The following is a 22,376-nucleotide window of genomic DNA, read 5'->3' as shown; positions in this document are numbered from 1 at the left end:
ACTCCGGAGGGTCGCTGATGTCCGAGACGGCCGAGAAGGCGCGCCCGGTGCGCACCGTAACGGCGTTGGCGCAGCTGGGAAAGCTCAAGCTGTACCAGATCTGGATCGGGCCGGTGCTGGCCGGTTCGCTGCTGGCCGGCCACGGCATGCTCGACGTCCGCTCGGCCGTGCTCTGCCTGCTGTTCCTGGTCACCGTCGCGTTCACCATGTGCGCGAGCCACGCCTTCGACGACATCACCGGGTTCAGCGATGGCAGCGATATCCGCAACTACGCGCCGGAACGCAAGCGCAGCCAGGTCAAGCCGCTGGTCCGGGGCACGCTCACGGTCGGCACGGCGAAGGTGTTCGCCTACAGCTCGGTGGCGCTGGCTTCGGTCTGCGTACTGGTTTTCTGGGCGGTCGCCGGGTTCGAGCCGTGGTGGGTGCTGGCCGGTGGGCTGGTGGTGGCGATCTTCGGCGCGCAGTACTCGGCCGGGATCAACTTCAGCTACCGGATCTTCGGCGGCGGTGAGGCGCTCACCGGGATCACGCTCGCCGGCAGTGTGTGGCTGCCCTACGGCGCCGCGACCGGTTCGGTGAGCGCCGCGGCACTGGTCGAGGGGCTGCTGTTCGGGCTCTGGCTGGTGCAGGTGCTGATCTGCTCGAACACCGTGGACGCCGAAGACGACCGCCGGGTGAACCGGCACACGGTGGCCGCGCGCACCTCCAAGCGCGGCAACCTGGTCTTCGTGGTCGGCACCTTCGTCACGTCCTGGGCGCTGGCGGTGGCCGCGACCGTGGCCGGGGTGCTCGGCCCGTGGACGCCGCTCGGCCTGCTGCCGGCCTGGCTGCTGCAGTTCTACGTGCTGCGCAACGGGTTGCGCGGGCAGTGGCGCAACCGTCGGAACTACGGGTTCCTCGCCCTCCAATTCGCCGTACTGGGGTCAGTGGTGGTCAATGTTGTCTCATAAAAGCGAAAGCGAAACTGAAACCGCCGACGTGATCGTGGTCGGCGCCCGGATCTCGGGCGCCTCGCTGGCGATCCACCTTGCCAGGGCCGGGCGCCGGGTGGTGCTGGTGGACCGGGCCGGCTTTCCCAGCGACACGCTGTCCACCCATCTGATGCAGGTGTCCGGGGTGAGCATCCTGGCCGAACTGGGGGTGCTCGAACAGCTGAGGGGCACCGGCGCGCCGTTCGTCGACGCGGTGAAGGTGGACTACGACAAGGTGGATCTGGACACCCCGGTGTTCCCGGACCCCGGCCAGCCGCCGGGCGGGATCAGCGTCAGCCGCAACCTGCTGGACGGGTTCCTGATCGAACGGGCGGCAGCGGAAGGGGTGGATATCCGCGAGCGCACTACGCTGGTCGGGCTGGTCACCGGCGCCGCCGGCCGGGTCGAAGGCGTGCAGCTGCGCCACAAGGGCACCAAGTACGAGGTGCGCGCGCCGCTGGTGGTCGGCGCGGACGGGCGGAATTCTCGGGTGGCCGAGCTGGCCGGTTCGCGGACCTACAACACCACCTCCAACCAGCGTTTCGCGTTCTGGGCAGACTTTCTGGACGTCAGCGACGAAGGGCTGCCGCCGGGACACCAGTACCGCGACGGCGGGAAGCTGACCATCGCGTTCCGTTCGGACAGCGGGCGGTTCACCGTGGTGGTGGCGCCCGGCGTCGAGGAGTTCGCGGAGTTCAAGCGCGACCTGCCGGAGAGCTACGACCGGATGGTCGCCGAATGCCCGCAGCTGAAAGAGGTGCTGAGCACCGGGCGGCGGGTGACCAGGCCGGTGGGCACGGCCTATCTGCCCGGCTACTTCCGCGAGTCGGCCGGGCCGGGCTGGGCGCTGATCGGCGATGCCGGGCACTTCAAGGACCCGACCATCGCGCAGGGCATCTCCGATGCGCTGCGTCAGGCCAAGCGGTTCGCCACGGACGTCACCGCGGTACCGGCGGGGGACCGCGCGGCGCTGGACAGGGTGACCAGGCGGTGGTGGCGGTGGCGGGACGCGGACGCGACCCCGATGTACTGGCTGGCCTACGACTTCGCGCAGTCCGGCCCGCTCGGCAAGCTGGAGCTGGAGATCCTGCGGGTGATCGGGGACGACCCCAAGGCCAAGGTGATGATGATCGACAAGGTGATGTCGCACCGGCTTTCGCCGTACCGGGTGCTCACCCCGCCGCGGATCCTGCGCGCCGCCGTCCGGCTCGTCCGGAGTGGACAGTGCTCGATCGGTGAGGTGGCCGGGCTGGTCGCGAGCCGGGGCGGTAAGGAAGTGGTCCGCAAGTACCGCCAGTACCGGCCCAAGTTCGGCGATCTGCCCAAGCCGGCCGGCGGCGCGGCAAAGACCAAAGTGGACGGTGACGCCTGGGCGGGCAGCGACGACGGCCGCGCCGGCGCCGGCGCGGCCAACGCGCTCGGCGCGACGCACGGCGTGGACCAGCCGAGCGGCCCCAACGAGAAGGCGGCACCGTGAGCGAGCAGTCCCCGGCCCTGACCTACACCTCCTACCTCGCGCTGGACGAGATCCTCGGTGCGCAGCGGCCGCGCTCGGACGAGCACGACGAGGTGCTGTTCATCATCATCCACCAGGTCTACGAGCTGTGGTTCAAGGAGCTGCTGCACGAACTGCGCCACCTGCAGGCCAGGCTGGAGGCGAGCGACACCCCGCACGCGGTGCAGACCGTGCACCGGGTGCTCACCATCTTCAAGGTCGCGGTCGCCCAGATCGACGTGCTGGAAACCATGACGCCCCGGCAGTTCACCCAGTTCCGGGTCCGGCTGGACGCGGCGAGCGGGTTCCAGTCGGCGCAGTTCCGCGAGCTGGAGGCGGTGCTCGGCCGTCGGGACCCGGCGGTCGCCGAGCACTACCCGGAGGGCAGCGAAGCGCGGCAACGGATCGCCGATGCGATGTCGCGGCCGTCGCTCTACGACTCGTTCTTGCGCTACCTCGCGGCACACGGCTACCCGGTGCCGGAGGCGTTGCTGGAGCGCGACGTGCGGCTGCCCGCCGAGCCGTCCGAGGAGCTGCAGAAGGTGCTGCTGCAGGCGTACCGGGACGACGGCGGTTGCGCGCAGGCCGCCGAACGGCTCGTGGACGTGGACGAGATCATCCAGGAATGGCGCTACCGGCACCTGAAGATGGTGGAACGCACGATCGGCGCCAAGATCGGCACCGGCGGCTCGGCCGGCGCCGCCTACCTGCGCGACACCCTGTTCACCCCGATGTTCCCCGACCTCTGGGCCGTCCGCAGCGAACTCTGACCCCGTGCCCGTGAGTTACGCACCGGGTTATGCCCCGTATCCGCCGTCGATCCTCAGCACTGCGCCGGTGACGTAGGAGGCCTGCGGGCTGGCGAGGAAGACGACGCCTGCGGCGATCTCCTCCGGCCTGCCGTACCGCCCCATCGCCGTTGTCGGGAGGAACATGGATGCGGCCGGGCTGTCGGCGGGGTTTCCTTCGGTGTCGATGAACCCGGGCTGGATGACGTTGACCGTGACGCCCCGGTGCGCCAGATCGCGGGCGGCGCCCCGGCTGAAGCCCTCGATGGCCGACTTCGTGCCCGTGTAGTACGCCATCCCCTGGAAACCCGCCCGGGTAGCCACACCTGAGCTGATGCTGACGATCCGCCCGCCATCGGGCAGCGACGGCACCGCCGCCTGGATCCCGGCCACCACGCTGGTGTAGTTGACGGCGAGCTGCCGCTCGATGGCGGCCTGGTCGACGAGCTCGCTGTCGACCAGGCCGCCACCACTCGCGGCCGCGTTGTTGACCAGGATGTCCAGCTTTCCGAAGTGCTGGACCACGTTGTGGATCAGGCCCGCCGCCTGCGTCGCGTCCGCCTGGTCGGCCCGGAAGGCCGCCGCGCGCACTCCCTTTGCTTCCAGGTCGGCGACCACGGCCTTGGCCTGATCCGCCGAGGACGAGTAGCTGATCGCGACGTCGGCTCCTTCGTCAGCCAGCGCCAGCGCCGACGCCGCCCCGATCCCCCGCGACCCGCCGGTCACGATCGCCACCTTGTCGTCCAGCTTTCCCATCTGCTTCCCACTTCCCTAGATGCAACGTGCCACGGGTTCTTGACCGCGCGGTCCACCATAAGCATGGTGGACCGCGCGGTCAAGAACCCATATCCTGTTCGCATGGCACGTCCGCGATCGTTCGACGAGAAGCAGGTGCTGAACGCCGTCCGGGATCAGTTCTGGGACGCCGGTTACGCCGCGACCTCGCTGGAAGACCTGATGCGGGTCAGCGGACTGGGCAAAGGCAGCCTGTATGCAGCGTTCGGCGACAAGCGTCAGCTCTTCCTCCGGGCGCTGCACAGCTACACCGACGATATCCATGGCCAGTTGCGGGAAGCCCTCGCCGAGGCGCCACGGGCCCTGGACGCACTACGCATGCTCCTCGAGGCACCGGCCGGCGCCGACGTGCGGCGTGGCTGCCTGATGGCCAACAGCACCTGCGAACTCGGTAACGCCGATCCGGAAGTCCTCGATCACGCCCACCGCACCTACGAGACGTCCACCGCGCTGATCGGTGACTGCGTCGCCCGCGCCCAACGCGAGGGCGACCTACCGGCCGGAGCGGATCCGATCGCGTTAGCGCGGGCCCTACTGGCCGCGCAACAAGGGCTCGTGTTCATGAGCCGGACCGGGCTGGACACGGCCACACTCACTGCCACAGCACGATCGCTCGCGGCTCAACTCCTGCCGGAGCACTCCGGCGACTGAACCGACAGGCGCGAACGGCCCGTTCGCACTGAGCCTTGCCAACCTGGGTTTGTTCAGGTTGTTCTGGCGAGGTCGGCGAGCAGGGCGCGAGTGCGGGCCTGGTCCTCTTCGGGGCCGAAGAGCATGGCGTCGAGGTCGGTCGCGCCGGCGTCGGCGAGCTGCTTGACCTGAGCCGCCACGGTGTCCTCGTCGCCGAGCAGCGCGATGTCGGCGCTGTCTTCGGCGCCTTCGCGGTCGAGCACCGCGCGGTAGTTGGGCAGCGAGCGGTAGATCAGGTACACGCGCTTCGCCCGTTCCCGTGCGGCTTCCACGTCGTCGGTCACGCAGACCGGCATCATCGCCACCAGCCTCGGCGACGCCCGACCGGCGCGGTTCGCCGCCGCGGTCAGGGTCGGCGCGACGTGCTCGGCGATCGTGCGGTGCCCGGTCATCCAGGTGATCGCGCCGTCGGAGAGCTCACCGGCCGCTTCGATCATGCGCGGCCCCAGCGCGGCGACCAGCACCGGAAACGGGTCCTGCGGCGGAATGGTCAGCGAACCGTTGGCGCGGACGGTCTCCCCGTCGAAGTCGACCACCCCGGTGGTGAACAGCTCGCCCAGCACGTGCAGGTATTCGCGCATGCGCAGGGCGGTGCGGTCGTAGCGGTAGCCCCACTGGTCCTCGACCGCGTGCCGGTGCGACACGCCGATGCCCAGCACCATCGGGCCGGGGTAGGTGGCGCGCAGGGTGAGCGCCTGCTCGGCCAGCGCCATCGGGTGCCGGGGGAAGGTGGGCACGATGTTGGTGCCCAGCTCGATCCCGTTCACGTGCTGCCCGGCGACCGCGAGCGCGGTCAGGCTGTCGAAGCCGAACAAGGTGTGCCGGCCGCGGCGGTTGCTGCGGTTGCCACGGCCGGCCGGGCCGCCGCCGGGACTCTGCGGCAGCCACGCGCTGTCGAACCCAGCCTCGCGCACCTGCCGGACCTTGGCCAGCAGCTCGCCGAAGTCGGACCCGCCGTCTATGTTGATGCCGAAGCGCACCTGGCCGAAGCTAACCGTTGCCGGTGCCGGGCACGAGGTGCAAGTGCGGGTCTGTCGCGGGCGCGCCCGGATCGGCGGCGGGTGGTCCTGGATCGATGGCAGACTTCCGGTGATCGAGGCGGGGAAACAGCGACCAGTCGGCCAGGGTCGGTCCGCACCGACGCGTGGAGGACGACGATGACTGGTCGGATCGTGCTGCTCGGTGCCACCGGCTTCACCGGCAGGCTCACCGCCGAGCGGATGGTGCGCCGAGGTCTGCGGCCGCTGCTGGTCGCGCGCGACCCCGCTCGGCTGGCCCCGCTGGCCGAGCGCCTCGGTGAACTCGGGGAGCTGGAGACGCGGCGGGCCGACGTCACCGAGCCCGGGGCGCTGAAGTCCGTGCTCGGCCCCGGTGACGTGCTGGTGTCCACGGTCGGCCCGTTCGTCCGGCTCGGGCACGCCGCGGTGACCGCCGCGATCGAGGCGGGTGCCTGGTACTTCGACTCCTGCGGGGAGGCGCCGTTCATCCGCGAGGTGTTCGAGCGGTACGGCGCCGCCGCCGAACGCGCGGGCGTCGGGCTGGTCCCCGGCTTCGGCTACGACTACGTGCCGGGCAACCTGGCCGGCGCGCTGGCGCTGGAGGCGGCGGGCCCGGCCGCGGTGCGGGTGGACACCGGCTACTTCGTCACCGGCGGGACACCGGGCCCCGCGCTGATGACGCCCGGCACCGCCGCCTCGCTGGTCGGCTGCCTGCTCGAACCCGGTTTCACCTGGCGCGACGGCGAGCTGCGGGCCGACCCGGCCGGTGCCAGGACCCGCCGGTTCCCGTTGCCGACCGGGCGTTCGCTGGCGATGTCGCTGGGCGGGTCGGAGCATCTGGCCCTGCCGCGCAGCTACCCGCGGCTGCGCGAGGTCAACGTCTACCTCGGCTGGTTCGGCGAGACGACCAGGCTGCTCAGCCTCACCGCCGCCGCTTTTCCCGCGCTGGCGAGGGTTCCCGGGGTCAAACCGGCTTTCGCGCGGCTCAGCCGCCGGCTCGCCGGCTCGTCCATCGGCCCGGACCCGATCGCGGTGGACACGATCCGCTCGCACGTGGTCGGGCTTGCCCTCGACGAGTCCGGTGCGGTGCTGGCGGAAAGCCATCTGCGCGGCCCGAACGGGTACCCGATCACCGGTTCGCTGCTCACCTGGGCGAGTGAGCGGGCGGCGGACGGCGGCCTGCGGGCCACCGGCGCGCTCGGCCCGATCGAAGCGTTCGGGCTGGCGGAGCTGCGTTCGGCCGCGGCGCTGGCCGGGCTGGTGGAATGGGTGCGGGAACCGCGGGATTCGCGGTGAATTCGACTACGATTCGACAGGAGGCCGCATGACCGACAATGAGGTTAACCATTCACCGGATCAGGGCAGTGGGACGCTGGACAAAGCCTTGCCGGCGCTGGTGACGGTCGCTATCGGCGGACGCGCCCTGTTCGCGACCGGCTGCGGGCTGCGACCGCGGAAGCTGATGACCGAAATGTTCGGATCCCGCTTCGACGGTCGCAGCGGCACCGTGTTCGGGCTGATCTTCACCGGCACCGACGCGGCGATCGGCTCCGGAATGCACCGGTCACGGACGTCTCCGCGGCGGCTGTCGAACTGGCTGCTGGCCGGTGCCGCCATCGATCTGGTGCACGTCGTGCTGGCTTCGACGAACCAGGACGTCGGCAAGGGCAGGCGGCGGGCCACTGCCGGGATGATCGGCGGGCTCGCGGTCACCGGCGCGGCACTGGCCGGCGCGGTCCGAAAATCAGAAACCAAGTAGGTGAGAAAATGCTCGCCGGAGTCGTCCGACCGCGTTCGGTAAAATTGCGGCAATAGGAATTCTCGCCTTGACAGGCCGGTCCGGCATTCCTTAATTTCTCCGGCAATTACGCATGTTCTGGGGAGGAATGCCGACATGGCGAGAATCGCGGTAATCGGTGCCGGGCGAACGGGCGCCACCATGGCGCTGGTCCTGTTGCGGCGCGGGCACGAGGTCACCCTGTACAGCGACCGGAGCGCGCCGGACCTGCTGGAGAACACGCCGGCCACCGGCACCGCCATGGTGCTCGGTGAGGCGCTCGCCGTGGAACAGCGGTTCGGGCTGGACAGCTACGAGGCCAGCGCGCCGGGCATCGCCGGGATGATCCTGCGGTTGGCGCCGACGGTGGGCGTGCCCGCGCTGTCCGCGGCGGGGGATCTCGGAGTGGACATCGGGCGCGCGGTGGACACCCGGCTGGTCTCCTACGACCGGATGAACGCCTTCACTGCGGCGGGCGGCGAGCTGCGTGTCACCGAGGTGAGCGTGTCCGACCTGGACGAGGTGGCCGCCGCGCACGACCTCGCCATGGTGGCCACCGGCAAGGGCGGCCTGAGCGGGCTGTTCGAACGCGACCCGGTGCGCAGCGGCTACACCGAGCCGCAGCGCTTCCTCGGCATGCTGACCGTCACCGGGATCCCGCTGGACGGCACGGCCTTCAGTAACACGGCCAACACTGCCAACACGGCGCACACCGGAGACGGGCGGCTGTACAACAGTTTCAGCGTCATCGGTGACACCGGTGAAGGCATCTGGTGCCCGTACCTGCACAAGACCGCCGGCCCGTGCTGGAGCTGGCTCGGTTTCGCCAGGATGGGCACCCCGTGGGAGGAGGCCTTCCGCGCGGCCGGCAGCGCGGCCGAGATGCTGGCCGCGGTCAAGCGCGTCTACCGCGAGGACGTGCCGTGGGAATGGGAGTCGATCCGCGACGCCGAGGTGATCGAGTCCGACCGGCTGTCCTGGCTCAAGGGCGCGGTGCTGCCGTCGGTGCGCGCGGCCGCGGGGCGCACGCCGGGCGGCAGGCCGGTGCTGTCGCTGGGGGACAGTTCGCTGACCTTCGACCCGCTCGGCGCGCAGGGCGCCCAGTGCGGGCTCAAGCAGGTTGGGCACTACAGCGACGCGATCAGCCGGCACGAAGGCGCCTTCGACGCGGACTGGATGAACGCCACCTTCGAGGACTTCTACGCCCGCTACGCCGAACCGTCCATGGCGCACACCAGGACCCTGCTCGAAGGGGCCGGCGGCGGTGAGATCCCGCAGCTGCTCTTCGCCGCCGCGGTGGGGGACCGCCGGGTCGCCGACGGGGTGCTCAGGCTGCTGTCCCAGCCGCAGGACGCGCAGCCCTTCGGCGACACGGCCGACCTGCTGGCGTGGATCTCCAGGACCTGCGACGGCGAGGACGCCCAGTCGGTGCTCGCCCGAGCGATGGCCAAAGTCGGCGAACTCGCCGCCGGCTGACCCCGCAAGGGCAAATAGCCGGCTTTTTGCCCTTTGAGGGTTGGGTGGTCAGGCGCGGGCGAGGAGGGCGCGCCGGATGACGGCGTCCATCGCCGCGCTGTCGTAGTACATCGCGGCGCCGACGATGCGGCCGCCGCGGATCCGGATGATCGAGCAGCCGTGCACGTCGATCGGGGTGAGTCCGGGCAGTTCGGCGGCCGGGGTGCCGGAGAGCCGCCAGCGCACCGCGGCCTGGTTGCCCTCCGCCAGGGTGGCCACGATCTCCCTGCGGTAGTTCGGGTAGCAGCGGCGCAGTTCGGCCTTGACCGCCCTGTCCTCTTCCCCGGAGGCGAGTGCCGGACGCCCGTTCACGGTGACGATGAGGTCCGAGGTGACCAGCGCGCGAAGAGCGGTGATGTCGCGACGGTTCTCCGCGTCGTTGTACTCGTGGTAGACCTCTGCGGCGTTCATCCAGACCAGCGCGCCGGTCGTTGGCGGTTTTGCAATGCGGGTGGCCACGGCCGTCCCTCCCATGGTTACTCGGCGTCGCTAACCGAATGCGAGGACGCTACGCAGTGCTCCTGTCAAGAGGGTGGGCGTGCGGCACGGTGGGCCGGTTCGGGGATGTTCGCCGTGCACAGTCTCGGCCGGCGGTCCGTTCTTAGCGTGTGGACAGCCGCGTTCAGGAAGGAGCTCGTGATGAGCCGGTTCCGGGTGTCCATGGACATCGGCGGCACCTTCACCGACGTGGTCGCCTACGACCAGGAGACCGGCCGGTTCCAGGCCGGCAAGGCGTCCACCACGCCGGATGACCTCACCGAAGGCGTGCACACCGCGCTGGCCGCGCTGGTCGCTTCACCAGGCGACATCTCGTTCACCGTGCACGGCACGACCCAGGGGCTGAACGCCTTCCTCGAACGTCGTGGCGTGAAGGTGCTGCTGCTCGCATCGAAAGGCGCGGGTGATACGTATCACATCGCCCGCGGTCCGCGGACCCGGTTGTACGACCTCCAGTACCGCAAGCCGGAGCCGCTGGTGCCGAGGCGGGACGTGCTGGAGATCGGTGGCCGGTTCGACCCGGCCGGCCGCGAGATCGAGCCGCTGGACGAGGACGCCGTGCGCGCGGCCGCCCGCCGCTACGTCGACGGCGAGTTCGGCGCGATCGCGGTCGCGTTCCTGTTCAGCTACGCCGCACCGGCGCACGAGCTGCGGGCACGCGAGATACTGGCCGAGGAGCTGGGCGAAGACGTGACCATCTCGCTCTCGCACGAGGCGGCCAAGGAGTGGCGCGAGTACGAACGCACCTCCTCGGCCGTGGTGGAGGCATACGCCGGCCCGGTGGTGCGTCGCTACCTCACCCGGCTCGAAGACAGCCTCACCGAGCGCGGGCTCGCCGTGCCGCTGCACGTCATGCAGTCCTCCGGCGGCGTGCTCACCGCGGCGTCGGCGCGGCGGCGGCCGTTGCAGACCCTGCTCTCGGGCCCGGTCGGCGGCACCATGGGCGGGGTCGCGCTGGCCGCCGCGATCGGGCGGCCCAACCTGATCTGCATCGACATGGGCGGCACCTCCTTCGACGTGTCGCTGGTGATCGACGGCCAGCCCGACGTCTCCCCGGAGGCCCAGCTCGAGGGCCTGCCGATGCTGATGAGCGTGGTCAACATCCACACCGTCGGCGCCGGTGGCGGTTCGGTCGCCTGGCTGGAGGCGGGCGGGCTGCGGGTCGGCCCGCGGTCGGCCGGTGCCGATCCCGGCCCGGCGTGCTACCAGCGGGGCGGTACCGAGCCCACGGTCACCGACGCGAACCTGGTGCTCGGCCGGATCGACCCGGACTGGTTCGCCGGCGGAGCGCTCGACCTGTCCGCGGAGGCCGCGAAGAACGCCATCGCCGGGCTGGGCGGGAAGCTCGAACTGGACACCGTGGCGATGGCCGAGGGCATCTGCGACGTGGCCAACGCCAAGATGGCACAGGCGATTCGCACCATCACCGTGTCCAGGGGGATCGAACCGCGCGAGTTCACCCTGGTCGCCTTCGGCGGCGCCGGGCCGATGCACGCCGCCTTCCTGGCCGGTGAGCTGGGCATCGGCGAGGTGGTGGTGCCGCGGTTCCCCGGCGCGTTCTCCGCGTGGGGCATGCTGCAGAGCGAGATCCGCAAGGACTTCGCCGAGCCGTACTACTTCCTGGACGCCGACCTGGACCGCGCCGACCTCGGGGACAAGATCGCCGGGATGGCCGCGACCGGCCTGCGCTCGCTGGACAGCGAAGGTGTGCCGCTGGAGGGCCGCCGGGTCGAGCACGGCGTCGACATCCGTTACGAGGCACAGGAGTACACGCTGACCGTGCCGGTGACCGATGCCGACGAAGCCAGCCGCGAGGACTTCGTGGAGGTCATCGCCGCCCGGTTCGCCGAGCTGCACCAGGCCAGGTACGGGCACGCGAACCTCGGCGCGCCGATCGAGTTCGTCACCCTGCGTACCACCGCTTTCGGTGCGCTGGAACGGGTCGAGGCCGAACGGGTGGCCGAGGCGGCCAGTCCGGAGTTCGAGTACCAGCCCCGCGCGGTGATCTTCGGCGGGGAGCAGTACCAGACTCCGCTGGTGCGCCGGGACGAGCTGGCCGGCCGGCATTCCTTCGAGGGCCCGGCGATCGTGCTGGAGGGCACCGCCACCACCGTGGTGCCGCCGGGGCACCGGGTGTCGGTGGACGAGATCGGCTCGCTGGTGATCAGCAGGCAGGAGGACGGCTCGTGACCAGTTCGTCCACAGTGGACCCGGTCGTGGTGGAGATCATCCGCAACGCGCTGACCTCCGCGGCCGACGACATGAACGCGACCCTGATCCGCTCCTCGTACACGCCGATCATCTACGAATGCGGCGACTGCGTGGTGGCCCTGCTCGACGACCAGCACCAGGTGCTCGGGCAGTCCGCCGGGCTGCCGATCTTCCTCGGCAACCTGGAGACCTGCACCCTGGCCACCGAGGAGCAGTTCGGCCGCGACGTGTGGCAGCCCGGCGACGTGTGGATCCTCAACGACAGCTACCTCGGCGGCACGCACCTCAACGACGTGACCATCTTCGGGCCGGTGTTCGTGGCCGGGCGGCTGGTCGGGTTCACCGCGACCCGCGCGCACTGGATCGACGTCGGGTCCAAGGATCCCGGCGGCTCGATGGACTCGGTGAACATCTTCCAGGAGGGCCTGCGGCTCGGCGCGCAGAAGCTGGTGGAGGGCGGCCGCGACGTGCCGGGGGTGATGAGCACGATCGCCACCAACGTCCGGTTCCCGTATCCGACCACCGGCGACATGAACGCGATGATCGCTACCATCAGGATGGGTGAGAAGCGGCTCCAGGAGATCATCGAGCGGTGGGGCCTGGACACCCTGCACGCGGCGCGGGACGAGATCTTCGCGCAGACCGAACGGCTGGAGCGCGCGGTGATCCGGGGTATCCCGGACGGCCGCTACACCGCCGAGGGCGTGCTGGACAACGACGGCGTCGACCTGGACGTGCCGATCCCGATCAGGCTGGCCATCACGGTCGACGGGGAGAACATCGACTTCGACGTGCGGGAGTCCGCGGACCAGACCACCGGGCCGATCAACTGCGGTGCGGCGCAAGCGGTTTCGGCCTGCCGGGTGGGGTACAAGCTGCTGGTCAGCCCGGAGGTGCCGGGGAACGGCGGCTCGTTCCGGCCGATGACCGTGCAGGTCCGGCAGGGCTCGGTGTTCGGCGCCGTGGCGCCGGCCGCCTGCCAGTGGTACTTCTCGCACCTCGGGCTGCTGATCGACCTGGTGGCCAAGGCACTGGCACCGGCGCTGCCGGACAAGGTGGCCGGGGCCAGCCACGGCGACTCGATGATCGTGCTGCTGGCCGGTGCGGACTCGCGGACCGGGCGGGACTACGTCAGCCTGGAGGCCACCCTCGGCGGCTGGGGCGGCTGGGAGGGGTCCGACGGCGAGACCGCGTTGATCAACAACGTGAACGGTTCGCTGAAGGACATCCCGATCGAGGTGTTCGAGACCCGGTATCCGTTCCGGGTCACCGAGTACCGCATCCGGACGGACTCCGGTGGCGCCGGGAAGTGGCGCGGCGGCAACGGTGTGGTGCGCGAATACGAGGTGCGGCAGGACTGCACGGTGTCGCTGTGGTTCGAGCGCTCGGTGACCCCGGCCTGGGGCCTGTTCGGCGGCCGCGACGCCACCCCGCCGGAAGTGGTGATCAACCCCGGCCGCCCGGACGAGCGCAAACTCCTGAAGTGCAACGGCATGCGGCTGCGCGAGGGCGACGTGATCCGCTGCGCCACCGGCGGCGGAGGCGGCTTCGGCGACCCGTCGGATCGTGACCCGTCCGCCGTCCACGCCGACCTGGCGGACCGCCAGATCACCCCCGCCACCGCCGCCGCCGTTTACGGCCACCCGAACTCGTGAGTGGAAAGTGCTGCCCTCCCAACACTTTCCACTCACGACCCCGCTAGTCGAGTGCGGCGATCTTGCGCCATCTGCCGGACCACTCCGAGTCCCGCCACGAGGCTGGGAGCACGCTCAGCGCTTCGTTAGCCAATTTGCGTGCGCCGACCCGGTCACCCAGCGCCAGTAGCGTGAAAGCGCCCTGCCCCGCGAAAAACCCCGGCGTGTAGTAATAGCAACTCGCCGGGCGGTCATCGTCGTCCGCGAGTGCGTCCACTGAGCGTTCGGCGAGGCCCAAGGCCGTCAACGATCCCTGTTTCGAGCCACCGCGTGCCAGTACTTCGGCGCGCTGGAATCGAAGATAGGTGCGCAAACCGGGGTGAATGCGATCGTTGCGCAGGGCGGCGTCATTGAGCGCTTCGGCGGTTTCCAGCTTGCCTCGACGAAGGTTGCGAAAAGACTGGAACGACAAGGCGTGCGACAGGCGAATCGGGTCATTGGCTTCGAGCGCCAGCACGCAGGCGCGATCGAGGTGTCGCCGGGAGTCCTCCCAGCGTTCCAGCGGAATGCTCAACCAGCCCAAGTACTGTTCCAGTTCGGACAGCAGCCCCGCCGCCACCGGTCGGACACCGTCTCGCGCACTGTGCGCCAATCGGGTCATGAGCGCACGCTGCGCCAGCACGCTGGGAAGCACTTCCGCGGCTCCGGTCGTGTCCTCCAGGACCCGCAACCCGGCCAGGACACGAGCCACGCTGTCGATACTCGCACGGTCGGTCGCCACCTGACCCGAGGCAACCCGCGAGGTGCGTTCGGCGTCGTGTGGAGTGGTCACTGGGAGGTTAGGAGTCGCGTAGGCCCGCCCACGCGGCTAGTCGCGCCACGGGGTCGGTGCGCCGGCGGGCGCGGGCCAGTGCTCGGATGGTCTCGTGAACTTGCGGGTGATACCTGGTTTGCTGTGGGGAGAGCTGCCGGGCCGTCTGCAACTCCTTGACGGAGCGTTCGTGATCACCGTGCAGGAACCACGCACGCGCCAGGTCGATATGATAATGCCCCAGCCTGGACGAATAGAGTTTGTCCTGCAACTGCAGGTCCGCCCCGCGTTTGAGCGCCGTTGTGCCATCCGACATCTCGACCGCGGCCGAGACATTGTGGATATCCACGTTGGCCAGGGAAAACGAGGTGTCGAAATGGTCCCCTGGTAGCACGTGCCGGGTAAGATCCCGAGCTTCCGTCAAATGCAGATCCGATTCCTCCGGCCTGCTGAGCCGTGCCGCGATGATGGCGCTCGACAGATGAATGGCCCCGCGCACCTCGAACGACCTTGGGTCGCTTGAGTCTTCCACTTCGGCCGCCGCCCGGCTCAGTACCGCGCCGCTGGCCTGGTAGCTACCGCTGAACATCAAAGTCTGTGCCCGGCAGTACTGTCCCATCGACGCCCATAACGGGTCGCCGGAGTGTGCACTGGCCCAGCACATTCGTTCGGCGGCCCATGCGCTCAAGGATAGGTATCCGAGCTTGTACGCGGTGAACATGGCCGACTGATAGGACTGCGTGAGAAGCCGGTGTATCCGCTCTCGTTCGGATTGCTCGACAACTGTGCGCGCAAGGCCGTGCAGGTTCCGGAGCAGTCCGGGCAGGATTGCCAGAATTTCGGTGTATCGGCTCAGGCGTCCGGCTCTTATCACGGAGTCAAGCCGTTTGGCTGCCTGGTCCACGCTGATCAGCGGCCTGTCGATCGAGGGGTCCTCGAACTCGATGATCGCGCGCTCCAGGTCGGGTACCAATTCCTGTTCCGTGCCGTAGCGGCTGGTGGCCGACGTGAAATGCGGCTGCTGGGTGAGATCTGTGACCAGCAGGCGGAGGGCCTGGGCGATCGATGCGATGAACGTCGGCGACGCGGGGACAGTGCCCTGTTCGACCTTCCGCACCAGTGACAGCGACACGTGCGCACGCATGGCGAGCTGCTGCTGCGTCAGTCCGGCCAGCTTGCGCGCTTCGGCCACCCTGGCCGCCACTCCGCCATCCATCCCGTTCCCGTTCAGGACGCACCTCCCGGTATGGGTGACAACACTTGACATTGTACGGAGCCAAGTTCGAGTGGCATAGCGCGTCAACGCGTAGCCGGTGGCTTGTCACTCCGTTGTCACCTTACGTGTCCGGTATCGGCGACTGTAAGTGAGTGCCTGTTTTTGATCTTCACTTGCCGCTTCTCGTGCGCACCGTTGTGGTGGAGCGACTGAAGTGGCTTTCGTCGGGGAAAGAATTGATCAGGGGGCGATGGTGAGTGCGGTGTTGGTTTATGTGCGTTTCCGGCTGGGGGTCGTTGGTGAGTCCCGGCGGACCGTTCATCTGGCGTACCTGCTGGAGAAGGCGCACGCGGGGGTATTCGTCGCTTTGTGCGGGCAGCGGTTCGTGCCGGGAGAAGCGGAGTTGCTGGGTGAGATTTCGGGGCAGCCTTGTTTTCCCTGCCTGCAATTGTCGCCCGGTCCTGACGACCCGGGCGAATCCGAGGACCTGCCGGAGGTTCTGGGTCCGCGGCCGCCGTTGACGGACCTGTTCCGGGTGAGCGCGTGATCCGCGCACTCGCTGAACTCAACGGTCCGGAGTACGTGTCGCTGATGGCCGAGCTGGTCCGCCTTCGACGGCAGCGCGGCCTCAGCCAGAAGGAGGTGGCCGGCCGGATGGGCGTGCACCCGGCGACGGTGTGCCGGATGGAACAGAACGTGTCCGTGGAAGTCCGGGTGTCCCAGGTCCAGGCCTACGCCCAGACCATGGGCCTCCGGGTGGCCATGGTCATCACCGTGGCGAGCTAGCGAAGGTGAGTGGAGTCGTCCGCCGACACTCGGGAGGGGGCCCGGTTCTGCGGGCCTACCCTGCGACGTGCCTTCAGCGGCACCCGACCGGAACGTCCGGAACATCTGGGCGAGGAGAGCATGCCCACGATCAGCGTCTCGCTCAGCCCGTCTTTCGCCATACGATATGCCCGCAAGGCGGTAGCCGGAGCCCACCTCGCCGACCCCGCACGTGGCGACGCCGCGCGGGTGGCGAGCACAAGTTCTTCCGCTCCGCCGTGGTTCCCGGCTGCGAAGGGCTCTCACCCGCCGCCGAGGCCGCGGAACTGGCCAGTCAGTCGGTTCGCGTCTGGGCCGAACTTGCCGTACTGCGGCCCTCGTTGAGGGGGAGATACGACCGCGCCCGAGGGCAAGCGGCGCGGGTCGCGCGCGCCACCGACACGCACCCCGTGCGGGAGTGAGCCGGGACCGGCGCAAGGCGCCTTACAAAACGAGACCACCGGCGGCCAACACGGTGACCGGTGGCGGCGAACACGGTGGGACTCGCCGGGGCTGAGCGTGGGACTCGCGGGGCTTGAACGTGGGACTCGCGGGGGCTGAACGTGGGACTCGCGGGTTAGTCCGGGGGGAGGGGGGCGGAGGTGTTGAGGGCGTAGGACGCGAGGTGGAGGGCGAGGCGGCGGTCTGCGCGGTCGAGGTCGACGCCGTGCGCGCGGATGCGTTCCAGCCTGCCGAGCACGGTGTTGCGGTGCACCCCGAGCTGGGCGGCGGCCTGGCCGGTGGAGCCGCCGTGGTCCAGCACCGCGGCGAGGGTGGCGACCAGGGTGCGGTGGTCCGGCGCGGCGAGCAGCCCGGCCAGCGCGACCCCGGCCGAGCGGGCCAGCTCGACCACCGGCAGGCAGGCCAGCACCAGCCGCTCGCCGAGTTCGGCGAACAGCTCGATGTGCCCGGCCGCCTTCGCCTGCGCGGCGGCGGAGGCCAGCTCGGCCTGCGCCAGCGACTCGCGCAGCCCTGGCACCCGATCGGCGGGCTCGCCGATCCCGGCCACCAGGCCGACCGGCGAGCGCATCCGGTTCAGGCCGTGCCGCAGCTCGGTGGCGACATCCTCCGCGGTGGCCTCCTCGGCGGGCCACCAGCTCGCCCAGCCGGTCGCCCTCGGCACCAGCGGCCGGTCCCCGAATTCCTGCTGCCAGGCCGAAATCACCCCCGGCGACGCGCTTTCCACATCCAGCGCGGTCTCCGCGGTGGTGCGCAGGAACAACGCCACATGACGCCCGTGCACGCGCCAGCCCATGTCGATGGCGGGACCGTCCTGGCCGTTGCCCGCGGCCTGCTGCTCGGCCGCGCCGAGCCCCGGCGTCGCCGCGATGCTCGGGGCCAGCAGGGCGTCCAGGGCCGCAGTGGCGCGGGCGCTGTCGTGCACCAGGTCCAGGCGCTCGCGGGCCACCGTCGCGGCGAGCGGCACCCTGGCCAGCCGCAGGATCGTCTCGGTGGTTTCGAGCAGCGGGCCGCTGCCGCCGGCGATGTCGGCGACCAGCGAGGCCCACGACCTGCCGTCCGGGCCGGGCACCTCCACCTGCACGCGCTCCCGGTCCGCCGGCGGGTTGGCCGCGGTGGCCCGGCCCGCCAGCACGTGCCCGCTGGGGCATACCAGCGCCGCGGTCACCCCCGGCACCTCGGAGTTGATCACCCCGAGGATCGCCCGCGCGCTGGTGCGCTCGCCGAACAGCACCGCGCAGCGCGCGACCAGCTTGGCGCGCACCGCGTCCGGGTTGGTGATCGCCGCGGCCAGGTCCAGCGCGCACTGCGCGGAGTCGTCGGTCACCACGAACACCGGGGTGCGCAACCGCAGCGCCAGCTGCGCGGTGGACTCGCCGATGCCCGGCAGCGCCGGGGTGATCACGCAGGCCGCGGCGCGCTCCCAGGCCAGCCGCATCGCGGACTCCACCGCCCACACGCCCTGCGCCAGCGACTGGTGCAGCACCACCGCGGTATGCGGGGTGCAGGACCGGATCTGGTCGAGATCGGACACCAGCGCGACATGCGGCACCGGCTGGTCGAAGTGCTCGTCGATGAGCGCCCTGGTGTCCGCGAGCGGTCCATAGTGGACCAGCGCGTCCACGGTCAGCGCCTGCGGTGACGGTGTGCGGTTCACCGGCTTCCCTCCTTCGGATGGCCGACCGGCAGGCCGAACGCCTTTGGCCCGCCCAGCGCGAGACCGGCCGCGCTGTGCCAGACCGGCGCGGCCGGCACCACCAGCACGTCCAGCTCGTCGCCGAGCACGATCCGCTCCAGGCCCTTCATGCGCAGGCTGTTCCGGTCCAGCAGGCACAGCAGGTCCGGCACGGCGGTGGTGAGCACCCCGTCGATCACCGCGAGCAGCAGCTCGTTCTGCGCCTCCAGCCTGATCACCCGGTCTCGCGGGCTGTCTTCGCGCACCACCACGGTGGTCGGGTTCGCCGGCTGGATCACCGGCCCGCGGCGGCCGGACGGGCCCAGCTCGACCACCCGGCCGCTGCCGAGCAGCGAAGCGCCGATCGCGTCGCGGAGGCCGTGCACGATCGCGTCATGGCTGGTCGCCTCGTTCAGCAGCCGGCCGACCTGCACCACCCGGCTCACCGAGCCGGCGATGCCGCCGGTGACCAGGTTCGCGGCCTCGGTGGGGTACAGCCCGAGCAGCATCCAGCCGCCCGCCGAGTGCAGCATCGCGCGGACCAGCCGCTCGGCGCGCTCCGCGGTCGCGTCCATGGACACCACGTCGTGCACCGCGCTGGTCGCGGCCAGCGGGGTCAGCGGCAGCCCGGCCAGCACGTAGCTGGTCTGGGTGATCAGCGGGAAGATCCGGCCCATCCCGTCGCAGTCGACCACCGGGATGCCCAGCTCGGCCGCCGCGATCACCGGGAAGATGCCGTTGATCGTGGCGGCGTTCATCGGCATCACCGCGCCGACCGGGCGGCCCATGTGCTTCTCCAGCGTCTTCACCACGGTCATCGGCTCGTCGCCGCTGGGCGGCAGCTCGATCATCGCGGTCACCGAGCCGGCGATGCCGACCGCGGCGCACAGCGTGTCCGGCGGCAACCGGTCCGCGGGCACCACCGGTACCGGGCCGCAGCGTTCGAGCACCTCGAAGGCCCACGCCCGGAAGTCGTCCATCCCGGAGCCGGCGATCGACGTGCCGAAGAAGTCCGCGCCCATCACCAGCGCGTCCACGTCCGCCGGCCCGATCTGGGACACCGGGGAGTGCACCGTGCCGGTCATAGGGCACCACCCAGCCTGCCGGTCGCGCGGACGACGACCCGGTAGGAACCGCTGCGCAGGAAGGACAACGGCACGGCGGACGAGCTGACCACCCGCTCGGTGCCCGGCCTGGCGCCACCGGAGGCGACCACCGTGCACGCGCGGTCCTCGACCTGGCCGCGCACCCGCCGCAGCTCCTGCGGGGTATCCGCGGAGACGACCAGGTCCAGCCAGGCACTCGGCTCGGTCGCGGTGCAGCCGATCGCGACCACGTCCGCGGCCGGGTCGACCAGGGTGCCCGCGTTGCCGAGCCGGTCGGCGAAATGGCGCGCGCCCTCGGTCCCGGTCTCGTCGCGGGCCGCGACGACGGTGTCCGGGATGGCGGGCGCCGGGCTGGTCGGCGCCAGCGGCGGCGACACCGAGGAGAGCACGGCCTGCGGGGTGGCCAGCCGCATGCCGTCGAGGGTCATCACGTCCGAGGCCGCGTGCGGCAACCCGTCGCGGACCTGGCCGGAGGTGTAGCCGTCCGCACCGGCCAGCACCACGGTGGCGGTGCTGACACTGGACAACATCGCCGCGCCGAGCATGCCGGCCGCGGTGCCGGCCCGCAGGCCGTGCACGGGGAAAGTGCGGAGCCGCTCCGCGGAGACCCGGCCGCCGTCGGCCGCGACGTACCAGGACGCGCCGCGGCGGACCCCGGCCGCGGTGCTGCGTTCGCAGCGCCCGACCAGTTCGGTGGCCAGCGGTCCGAGCGCCGCGGTGAGCACGGTCGCCGCTTCCCGCGCGGACACCCCGAGACCGCCGATTTCGTGCGACAGGCTCAGCCGCAGCCCGGGAACCGCGTCGAGCACGCTTTCCGCGACCGCGCTTTCGTGCTCGGCGCAGCCGACCGCGCCGGCCGCGGTGATGGCCAGCGCGGTGAACCCGGCGTCCGCGGCCGCGCGGGCCGCGCGCACCGCGCCGTCGAGATCGAGCGGGGCGAGTTCGAGGCCGAACATGTCGTGCCCGCCGCGGACCGTGGTGCGGTGGCCGACCAGCGCGCGCATCAGCGGCGCCGGGTGATCGGCGAGCCCGGCGGACACCGGCTCGCGCGGCACCACCCGCAGCGCCGCCACCCGCCCGATGTCCGCGGTCGGCACCAGCAGTTCGGAAAGATCCCAGGCCACCGATTCGACCGGCCCCTTCGCCCTGGCGCTCGTCTCGCGCAGCAGGGTGGTCAGCGCGCGCTCGTCGTGGCCGTCGAACGGGATGGCCGACTGGCTGACCGAGCGGCCGTCCACCACCAGCGCGGCCGTCGCGGACCCCGGCCGCAGACAGACCCCGATGCGACCACCGGTCGGCCAGCGATACGCCATCGTGGCTGGCTCCTTCCCATCGCGGGCCAGGGAGAACACCCGAACTCTAGCGGCAACGGGAATCCGGCCCCGGCTCAGAGTTCGCGGACGAAGGCGACCCGGTCCTGGCCGGGACCGTCGTAGTCCCGGTGCACTCCGACCCCGGCTGTGACGTCCGTGACGTCCACGACGTCCGTGCCGGGTTCGATGGCGAAGCCCATGGCGCGGTGAAAGGCGATCGAGCCGGTGTTGGCGGGTGCGGTGATGGCCCGCACGCGGGTGCGGCCGGCGGCGGCCGCCTGCTCGAAGAAGGTGCTGTACAGGCGCCGGGCGACGCCTTGGTTGCGCAGGGCCGGGTTCACGCCGACGAAGTGGATGTACGCCTCGTCCCGGCGGTCCGCGGAATGGAAGCCGACCAGGAACCCGTCGATCTCCGTGCCCTGTTCGAGAACCAGGCTGGTACCGGCGAAATGCTGGAGGAACAGCTTCGGCAGCAGCAGGGAGAGCTCACGCGCCTCCTGCGGCGTCCGCGAGTCGCCCCACCAGCTCTGCACGCACGCGACCAGGCGCGGGTGGTCGGAGGTGCGGGCCTGGCGCGGGTATTGATGATCCATTTCGCCAGGCTCTCAGCTTGTCCGAGAACTCGCACCGCGATCGCGGCGAGTTCCACGGTGCGGGTCTCGCAGTTCACAGCGGTATTCAGACGCTCTCTCGCAACGTGAGGAGGGTGGCCTCCAGCCCTGCTCGGCGCTGGAGGCCACCCTGACCGGGCCGGGCGAGCGGCCCGGCCGTCACTCAGCCGGTGACGTCGAGGTGCGCCTTGACCGGGGTCGGCCGCGGGGCCTTGCCGTCGGCGTCGGGACGGTCACCCGGCGGGCGCTTGGACGGCCCGTCACCGTCGTCGCCGCCCTTCGAGCTGCTGGGCGCGGGCTTGCTGCTCGACGACGTCGGCGGCTTGGTCTCCGACGGACCGCCGTCGCCTTCACCGGCGGCGCAGGTGGCCGACGCCAGGTCGAGGGTCTGGATGCCGTCCAAGCTGACCGAGATCGCGGTGACGGTGAGGGAGCCGTCCTTGTTCTTGGTCTGCTTGTTCAGCAGCACCGACGCGATACCGGGCACCTTGACCCCGGTGTTCGGTGCGGCCGCCACGTCCAGCTTGATCTCGCCGAACCGCGCCTTGGCCAGCGTGGCGGAACCCTTGCCGTCCTCGCACACCGCCTCGATCGCGGTGGCCGAGAGCAGCGGCTTGTCGTCGGCGCCCTTGAGCAGACCGAGGTCCACCTCGAGGTCGGCGATGCTCGCCTTGGCCTTGCCCTTGCCGGCCTGCGCGTTCAGCTTCTTCAGCTGCACCAGCTTTTCCGGGGTGGCGAACTCGGCGATGGTCTTCTGCTCGAAGCCCTTCGCGTCGTTCACGCTGGGCAGCGGGTCGATCTTGACGAGTCCGGACGCCGCCACGGCGTACGCGGAGTTGCGGTGCTCGGTCGCGCCGGCCGCCGGGGGCAGCAGCAGCCCGGTCGCCAGCAGTGCGGAGACCGCGCCGACACCGCAGACAGTGACTCTGTTAGGGGACAACGAACAACAACCTTTCGGAATGGGGAGGGGATTTCTTTCGGTAACCGCGGCGACGGCACGGCCGGAAAC

The 22,376-nt window shown here is 70.6% G+C and carries 21 protein-coding genes; 11 read left to right on the top strand and 10 right to left on the bottom strand.

What is annotated here, in order from left to right; all coding sequences use genetic code 11:
* Positions 1–17: 17 nt before the first annotated feature.
* Genes AMYNI_RS47055 through AMYNI_RS0106515 form a run of 3 tightly spaced genes read left to right on the top strand, consistent with a single transcriptional unit; the run spans position 18 to position 3,236 of the window.
* On the top strand, positions 18–950 hold the full coding sequence (locus AMYNI_RS47055; protein ID WP_020667184.1) for a prenyltransferase: 933 nt from the start codon (positions 18–20) through the stop codon (positions 948–950).
* A complete protein-coding gene (locus tag AMYNI_RS43790) occupies positions 940–2,448 on the top strand; it encodes an FAD-dependent oxidoreductase (RefSeq protein WP_169515709.1) in 1,509 nt (502 codons plus the stop codon). Before AMYNI_RS47055 ends, AMYNI_RS43790 begins: the two co-directional genes overlap by 11 nt.
* The gene (locus AMYNI_RS0106515) at positions 2,445–3,236 is read left to right on the top strand and encodes a tryptophan 2,3-dioxygenase (RefSeq protein WP_020667182.1); all 792 of its coding nucleotides are present in this window, start codon (positions 2,445–2,447) and stop codon (positions 3,234–3,236) included. Before AMYNI_RS43790 ends, AMYNI_RS0106515 begins: the two co-directional genes overlap by 4 nt.
* A 27-nt stretch (positions 3,237–3,263) precedes the next feature.
* Here the strand turns inward: AMYNI_RS0106515 and AMYNI_RS0106510 are convergent, their stop codons facing one another.
* Positions 3,264–4,010, bottom strand: a complete 747-nt coding sequence (locus AMYNI_RS0106510) for an SDR family NAD(P)-dependent oxidoreductase (protein WP_020667181.1) — start codon at positions 4,008–4,010, stop codon at positions 3,264–3,266.
* 102 nt (positions 4,011–4,112) lie between these two features.
* Here AMYNI_RS0106510 and AMYNI_RS0106505 point away from each other — a divergent pair, with 102 nt between their 5' ends.
* Positions 4,113–4,700, top strand: coding sequence for a TetR/AcrR family transcriptional regulator (locus AMYNI_RS0106505; RefSeq protein ID WP_020667180.1), 588 nt, complete (start codon positions 4,113–4,115; stop codon positions 4,698–4,700).
* Between the two features lie 53 nt (positions 4,701–4,753).
* On the opposite strand, the gene AMYNI_RS0106500 is transcribed toward AMYNI_RS0106505, so the two are convergent.
* On the bottom strand, positions 4,754–5,719 hold the full coding sequence (locus AMYNI_RS0106500; RefSeq protein ID WP_020667179.1) for a TIGR03564 family F420-dependent LLM class oxidoreductase: 966 nt from the start codon (positions 5,717–5,719) through the stop codon (positions 4,754–4,756).
* Positions 5,720–5,896: 177 nt separating this feature from the next.
* On the opposite strand from AMYNI_RS0106500, the gene AMYNI_RS0106495 reads away from it, so the two are divergent.
* The 3 genes from AMYNI_RS0106495 (at position 5,897) to AMYNI_RS43785 (ending at position 8,990) form a co-directional block, all read left to right on the top strand.
* Positions 5,897–7,033, top strand: coding sequence for a saccharopine dehydrogenase family protein (locus AMYNI_RS0106495; protein ID WP_020667178.1), 1,137 nt, complete (start codon positions 5,897–5,899; stop codon positions 7,031–7,033).
* A gap of 28 nt (positions 7,034–7,061) precedes the next feature.
* Positions 7,062–7,496 carry a hypothetical protein gene (locus AMYNI_RS0106490; RefSeq protein ID WP_020667177.1) on the top strand — a complete coding sequence of 145 codons (435 nt, stop codon included), beginning with the start codon at positions 7,062–7,064 and terminating at the stop codon, positions 7,494–7,496.
* Between the two features lie 135 nt (positions 7,497–7,631).
* Positions 7,632–8,990 carry a styrene monooxygenase/indole monooxygenase family protein gene (locus AMYNI_RS43785; RefSeq protein ID WP_020667176.1) on the top strand — a complete coding sequence of 453 codons (1,359 nt, stop codon included), beginning with the start codon at positions 7,632–7,634 and terminating at the stop codon, positions 8,988–8,990.
* A gap of 48 nt (positions 8,991–9,038) precedes the next feature.
* Here AMYNI_RS43785 and AMYNI_RS0106480 read toward each other — a convergent pair whose 3' ends face one another.
* Positions 9,039–9,488, bottom strand: coding sequence for an ester cyclase (locus AMYNI_RS0106480; RefSeq protein ID WP_169515707.1), 450 nt, complete (start codon positions 9,486–9,488; stop codon positions 9,039–9,041).
* Positions 9,489–9,668: 180 nt separating this feature from the next.
* On the opposite strand from AMYNI_RS0106480, the gene AMYNI_RS0106475 reads away from it, so the two are divergent.
* Positions 9,669–11,717 carry a hydantoinase/oxoprolinase family protein gene (locus AMYNI_RS0106475; protein ID WP_020667174.1) on the top strand — a complete coding sequence of 683 codons (2,049 nt, stop codon included), beginning with the start codon at positions 9,669–9,671 and terminating at the stop codon, positions 11,715–11,717.
* Positions 11,714–13,393: a hydantoinase B/oxoprolinase family protein gene (locus AMYNI_RS0106470; RefSeq protein ID WP_020667173.1), complete on the top strand. Its 1,680-nt coding sequence runs from the start codon at positions 11,714–11,716 to the stop codon at positions 13,391–13,393. The genes AMYNI_RS0106475 and AMYNI_RS0106470 overlap by 4 nt, the downstream gene beginning before the upstream one ends.
* Positions 13,394–13,436: 43 nt before the next feature.
* Here AMYNI_RS0106470 and AMYNI_RS0106465 read toward each other — a convergent pair whose 3' ends face one another.
* Both AMYNI_RS0106465 and AMYNI_RS0106460 read right to left on the bottom strand, forming a co-directional pair.
* Complete coding sequence (locus AMYNI_RS0106465) at positions 13,437–14,204, bottom strand: NsdA family TPR-like regulatory protein (protein ID WP_157357266.1); 768 nt, start codon at positions 14,202–14,204, stop codon at positions 13,437–13,439.
* Between the two features lie 7 nt (positions 14,205–14,211).
* Entirely contained in the window at positions 14,212–15,387 is a 1,176-nt protein-coding gene (locus AMYNI_RS0106460; RefSeq protein WP_020667171.1) for a helix-turn-helix domain-containing protein, read from the bottom strand.
* A gap of 226 nt (positions 15,388–15,613) precedes the next feature.
* On the opposite strand from AMYNI_RS0106460, the gene AMYNI_RS47715 reads away from it, so the two are divergent.
* Together AMYNI_RS47715 and AMYNI_RS43775 are read left to right on the top strand one after the other, a co-directional pair.
* Positions 15,614–15,946 (top strand): hypothetical protein, encoded by a 333-nt coding sequence (locus AMYNI_RS47715; protein ID WP_020667170.1) that lies wholly within the window; start codon positions 15,614–15,616, stop codon positions 15,944–15,946.
* Complete coding sequence (locus AMYNI_RS43775; RefSeq protein ID WP_020667169.1) at positions 15,943–16,185, top strand: helix-turn-helix domain-containing protein; 243 nt, start codon at positions 15,943–15,945, stop codon at positions 16,183–16,185. Before AMYNI_RS47715 ends, AMYNI_RS43775 begins: the two co-directional genes overlap by 4 nt.
* A 595-nt stretch (positions 16,186–16,780) precedes the next feature.
* On the opposite strand, the gene AMYNI_RS0106445 is transcribed toward AMYNI_RS43775, so the two are convergent.
* The 5 genes from AMYNI_RS0106445 to AMYNI_RS0106425 all read right to left on the bottom strand — a co-directional run bounded on the left by AMYNI_RS0106445 (position 16,781) and on the right by AMYNI_RS0106425 (position 22,307).
* Positions 16,781–18,319 carry a PucR family transcriptional regulator gene (locus AMYNI_RS0106445; RefSeq protein WP_020667168.1) on the bottom strand — a complete coding sequence of 513 codons (1,539 nt, stop codon included), beginning with the start codon at positions 18,317–18,319 and terminating at the stop codon, positions 16,781–16,783.
* Positions 18,316–19,422, bottom strand: coding sequence for a DUF917 domain-containing protein (locus AMYNI_RS0106440; protein WP_020667167.1), 1,107 nt, complete (start codon positions 19,420–19,422; stop codon positions 18,316–18,318). The genes AMYNI_RS0106445 and AMYNI_RS0106440 overlap by 4 nt, the downstream gene beginning before the upstream one ends.
* Positions 19,419–20,756, bottom strand: coding sequence for a hydantoinase/oxoprolinase N-terminal domain-containing protein (locus AMYNI_RS0106435; protein ID WP_020667166.1), 1,338 nt, complete (start codon positions 20,754–20,756; stop codon positions 19,419–19,421). The genes AMYNI_RS0106440 and AMYNI_RS0106435 overlap by 4 nt, the downstream gene beginning before the upstream one ends.
* A gap of 74 nt (positions 20,757–20,830) precedes the next feature.
* Positions 20,831–21,349: a GNAT family N-acetyltransferase gene (locus tag AMYNI_RS0106430; RefSeq protein WP_020667165.1), complete on the bottom strand. Its 519-nt coding sequence runs from the start codon at positions 21,347–21,349 to the stop codon at positions 20,831–20,833.
* Between the two features lie 181 nt (positions 21,350–21,530).
* Positions 21,531–22,307 (bottom strand): choice-of-anchor P family protein, encoded by a 777-nt coding sequence (locus tag AMYNI_RS0106425; protein ID WP_020667164.1) that lies wholly within the window; start codon positions 22,305–22,307, stop codon positions 21,531–21,533.
* Positions 22,308–22,376: the final 69 nt, after the last annotated feature.

The organism is Amycolatopsis nigrescens CSC17Ta-90, from assembly GCF_000384315.1.
Taxonomy (GTDB): Bacteria; Actinomycetota; Actinomycetes; order Mycobacteriales; family Pseudonocardiaceae; genus Amycolatopsis; species Amycolatopsis nigrescens.
Note: the sequence above shows the minus strand (reverse complement) of the source record. Positions and strands in the feature narration are given on the sequence as shown.

What these genes read in the sequence shown, in the direction of transcription:
- AMYNI_RS47055 (WP_020667184.1), top strand. Translation starts at nt 18, where the DNA reads ATGTCCGAGACGGCCGAGAAGGCGCGCCCGGTGCGCACCGTAACGGCG.
- AMYNI_RS0106510 (WP_020667181.1), bottom strand. Translation starts at nt 4,010, where the DNA reads ATGGGAAAGCTGGACGACAAGGTGGCGATCGTGACCGGCGGGTCGCGG.
- AMYNI_RS0106505 (WP_020667180.1), top strand. Translation starts at nt 4,113, where the DNA reads ATGGCACGTCCGCGATCGTTCGACGAGAAGCAGGTGCTGAACGCCGTC.
- AMYNI_RS0106495 (WP_020667178.1), top strand. Translation starts at nt 5,897, where the DNA reads ATGACTGGTCGGATCGTGCTGCTCGGTGCCACCGGCTTCACCGGCAGG.
- AMYNI_RS0106490 (WP_020667177.1), top strand. Translation starts at nt 7,062, where the DNA reads ATGACCGACAATGAGGTTAACCATTCACCGGATCAGGGCAGTGGGACG.
- AMYNI_RS43785 (WP_020667176.1), top strand. Translation starts at nt 7,632, where the DNA reads ATGGCGAGAATCGCGGTAATCGGTGCCGGGCGAACGGGCGCCACCATG.
- AMYNI_RS0106475 (WP_020667174.1), top strand. Translation starts at nt 9,669, where the DNA reads ATGAGCCGGTTCCGGGTGTCCATGGACATCGGCGGCACCTTCACCGAC.
- AMYNI_RS0106440 (WP_020667167.1), bottom strand. Translation starts at nt 19,422, where the DNA reads ATGACCGGCACGGTGCACTCCCCGGTGTCCCAGATCGGGCCGGCGGAC.
- AMYNI_RS0106435 (WP_020667166.1), bottom strand. Translation starts at nt 20,756, where the DNA reads ATGGCGTATCGCTGGCCGACCGGTGGTCGCATCGGGGTCTGTCTGCGG.
- AMYNI_RS0106430 (WP_020667165.1), bottom strand. Translation starts at nt 21,349, where the DNA reads ATGGATCATCAATACCCGCGCCAGGCCCGCACCTCCGACCACCCGCGC.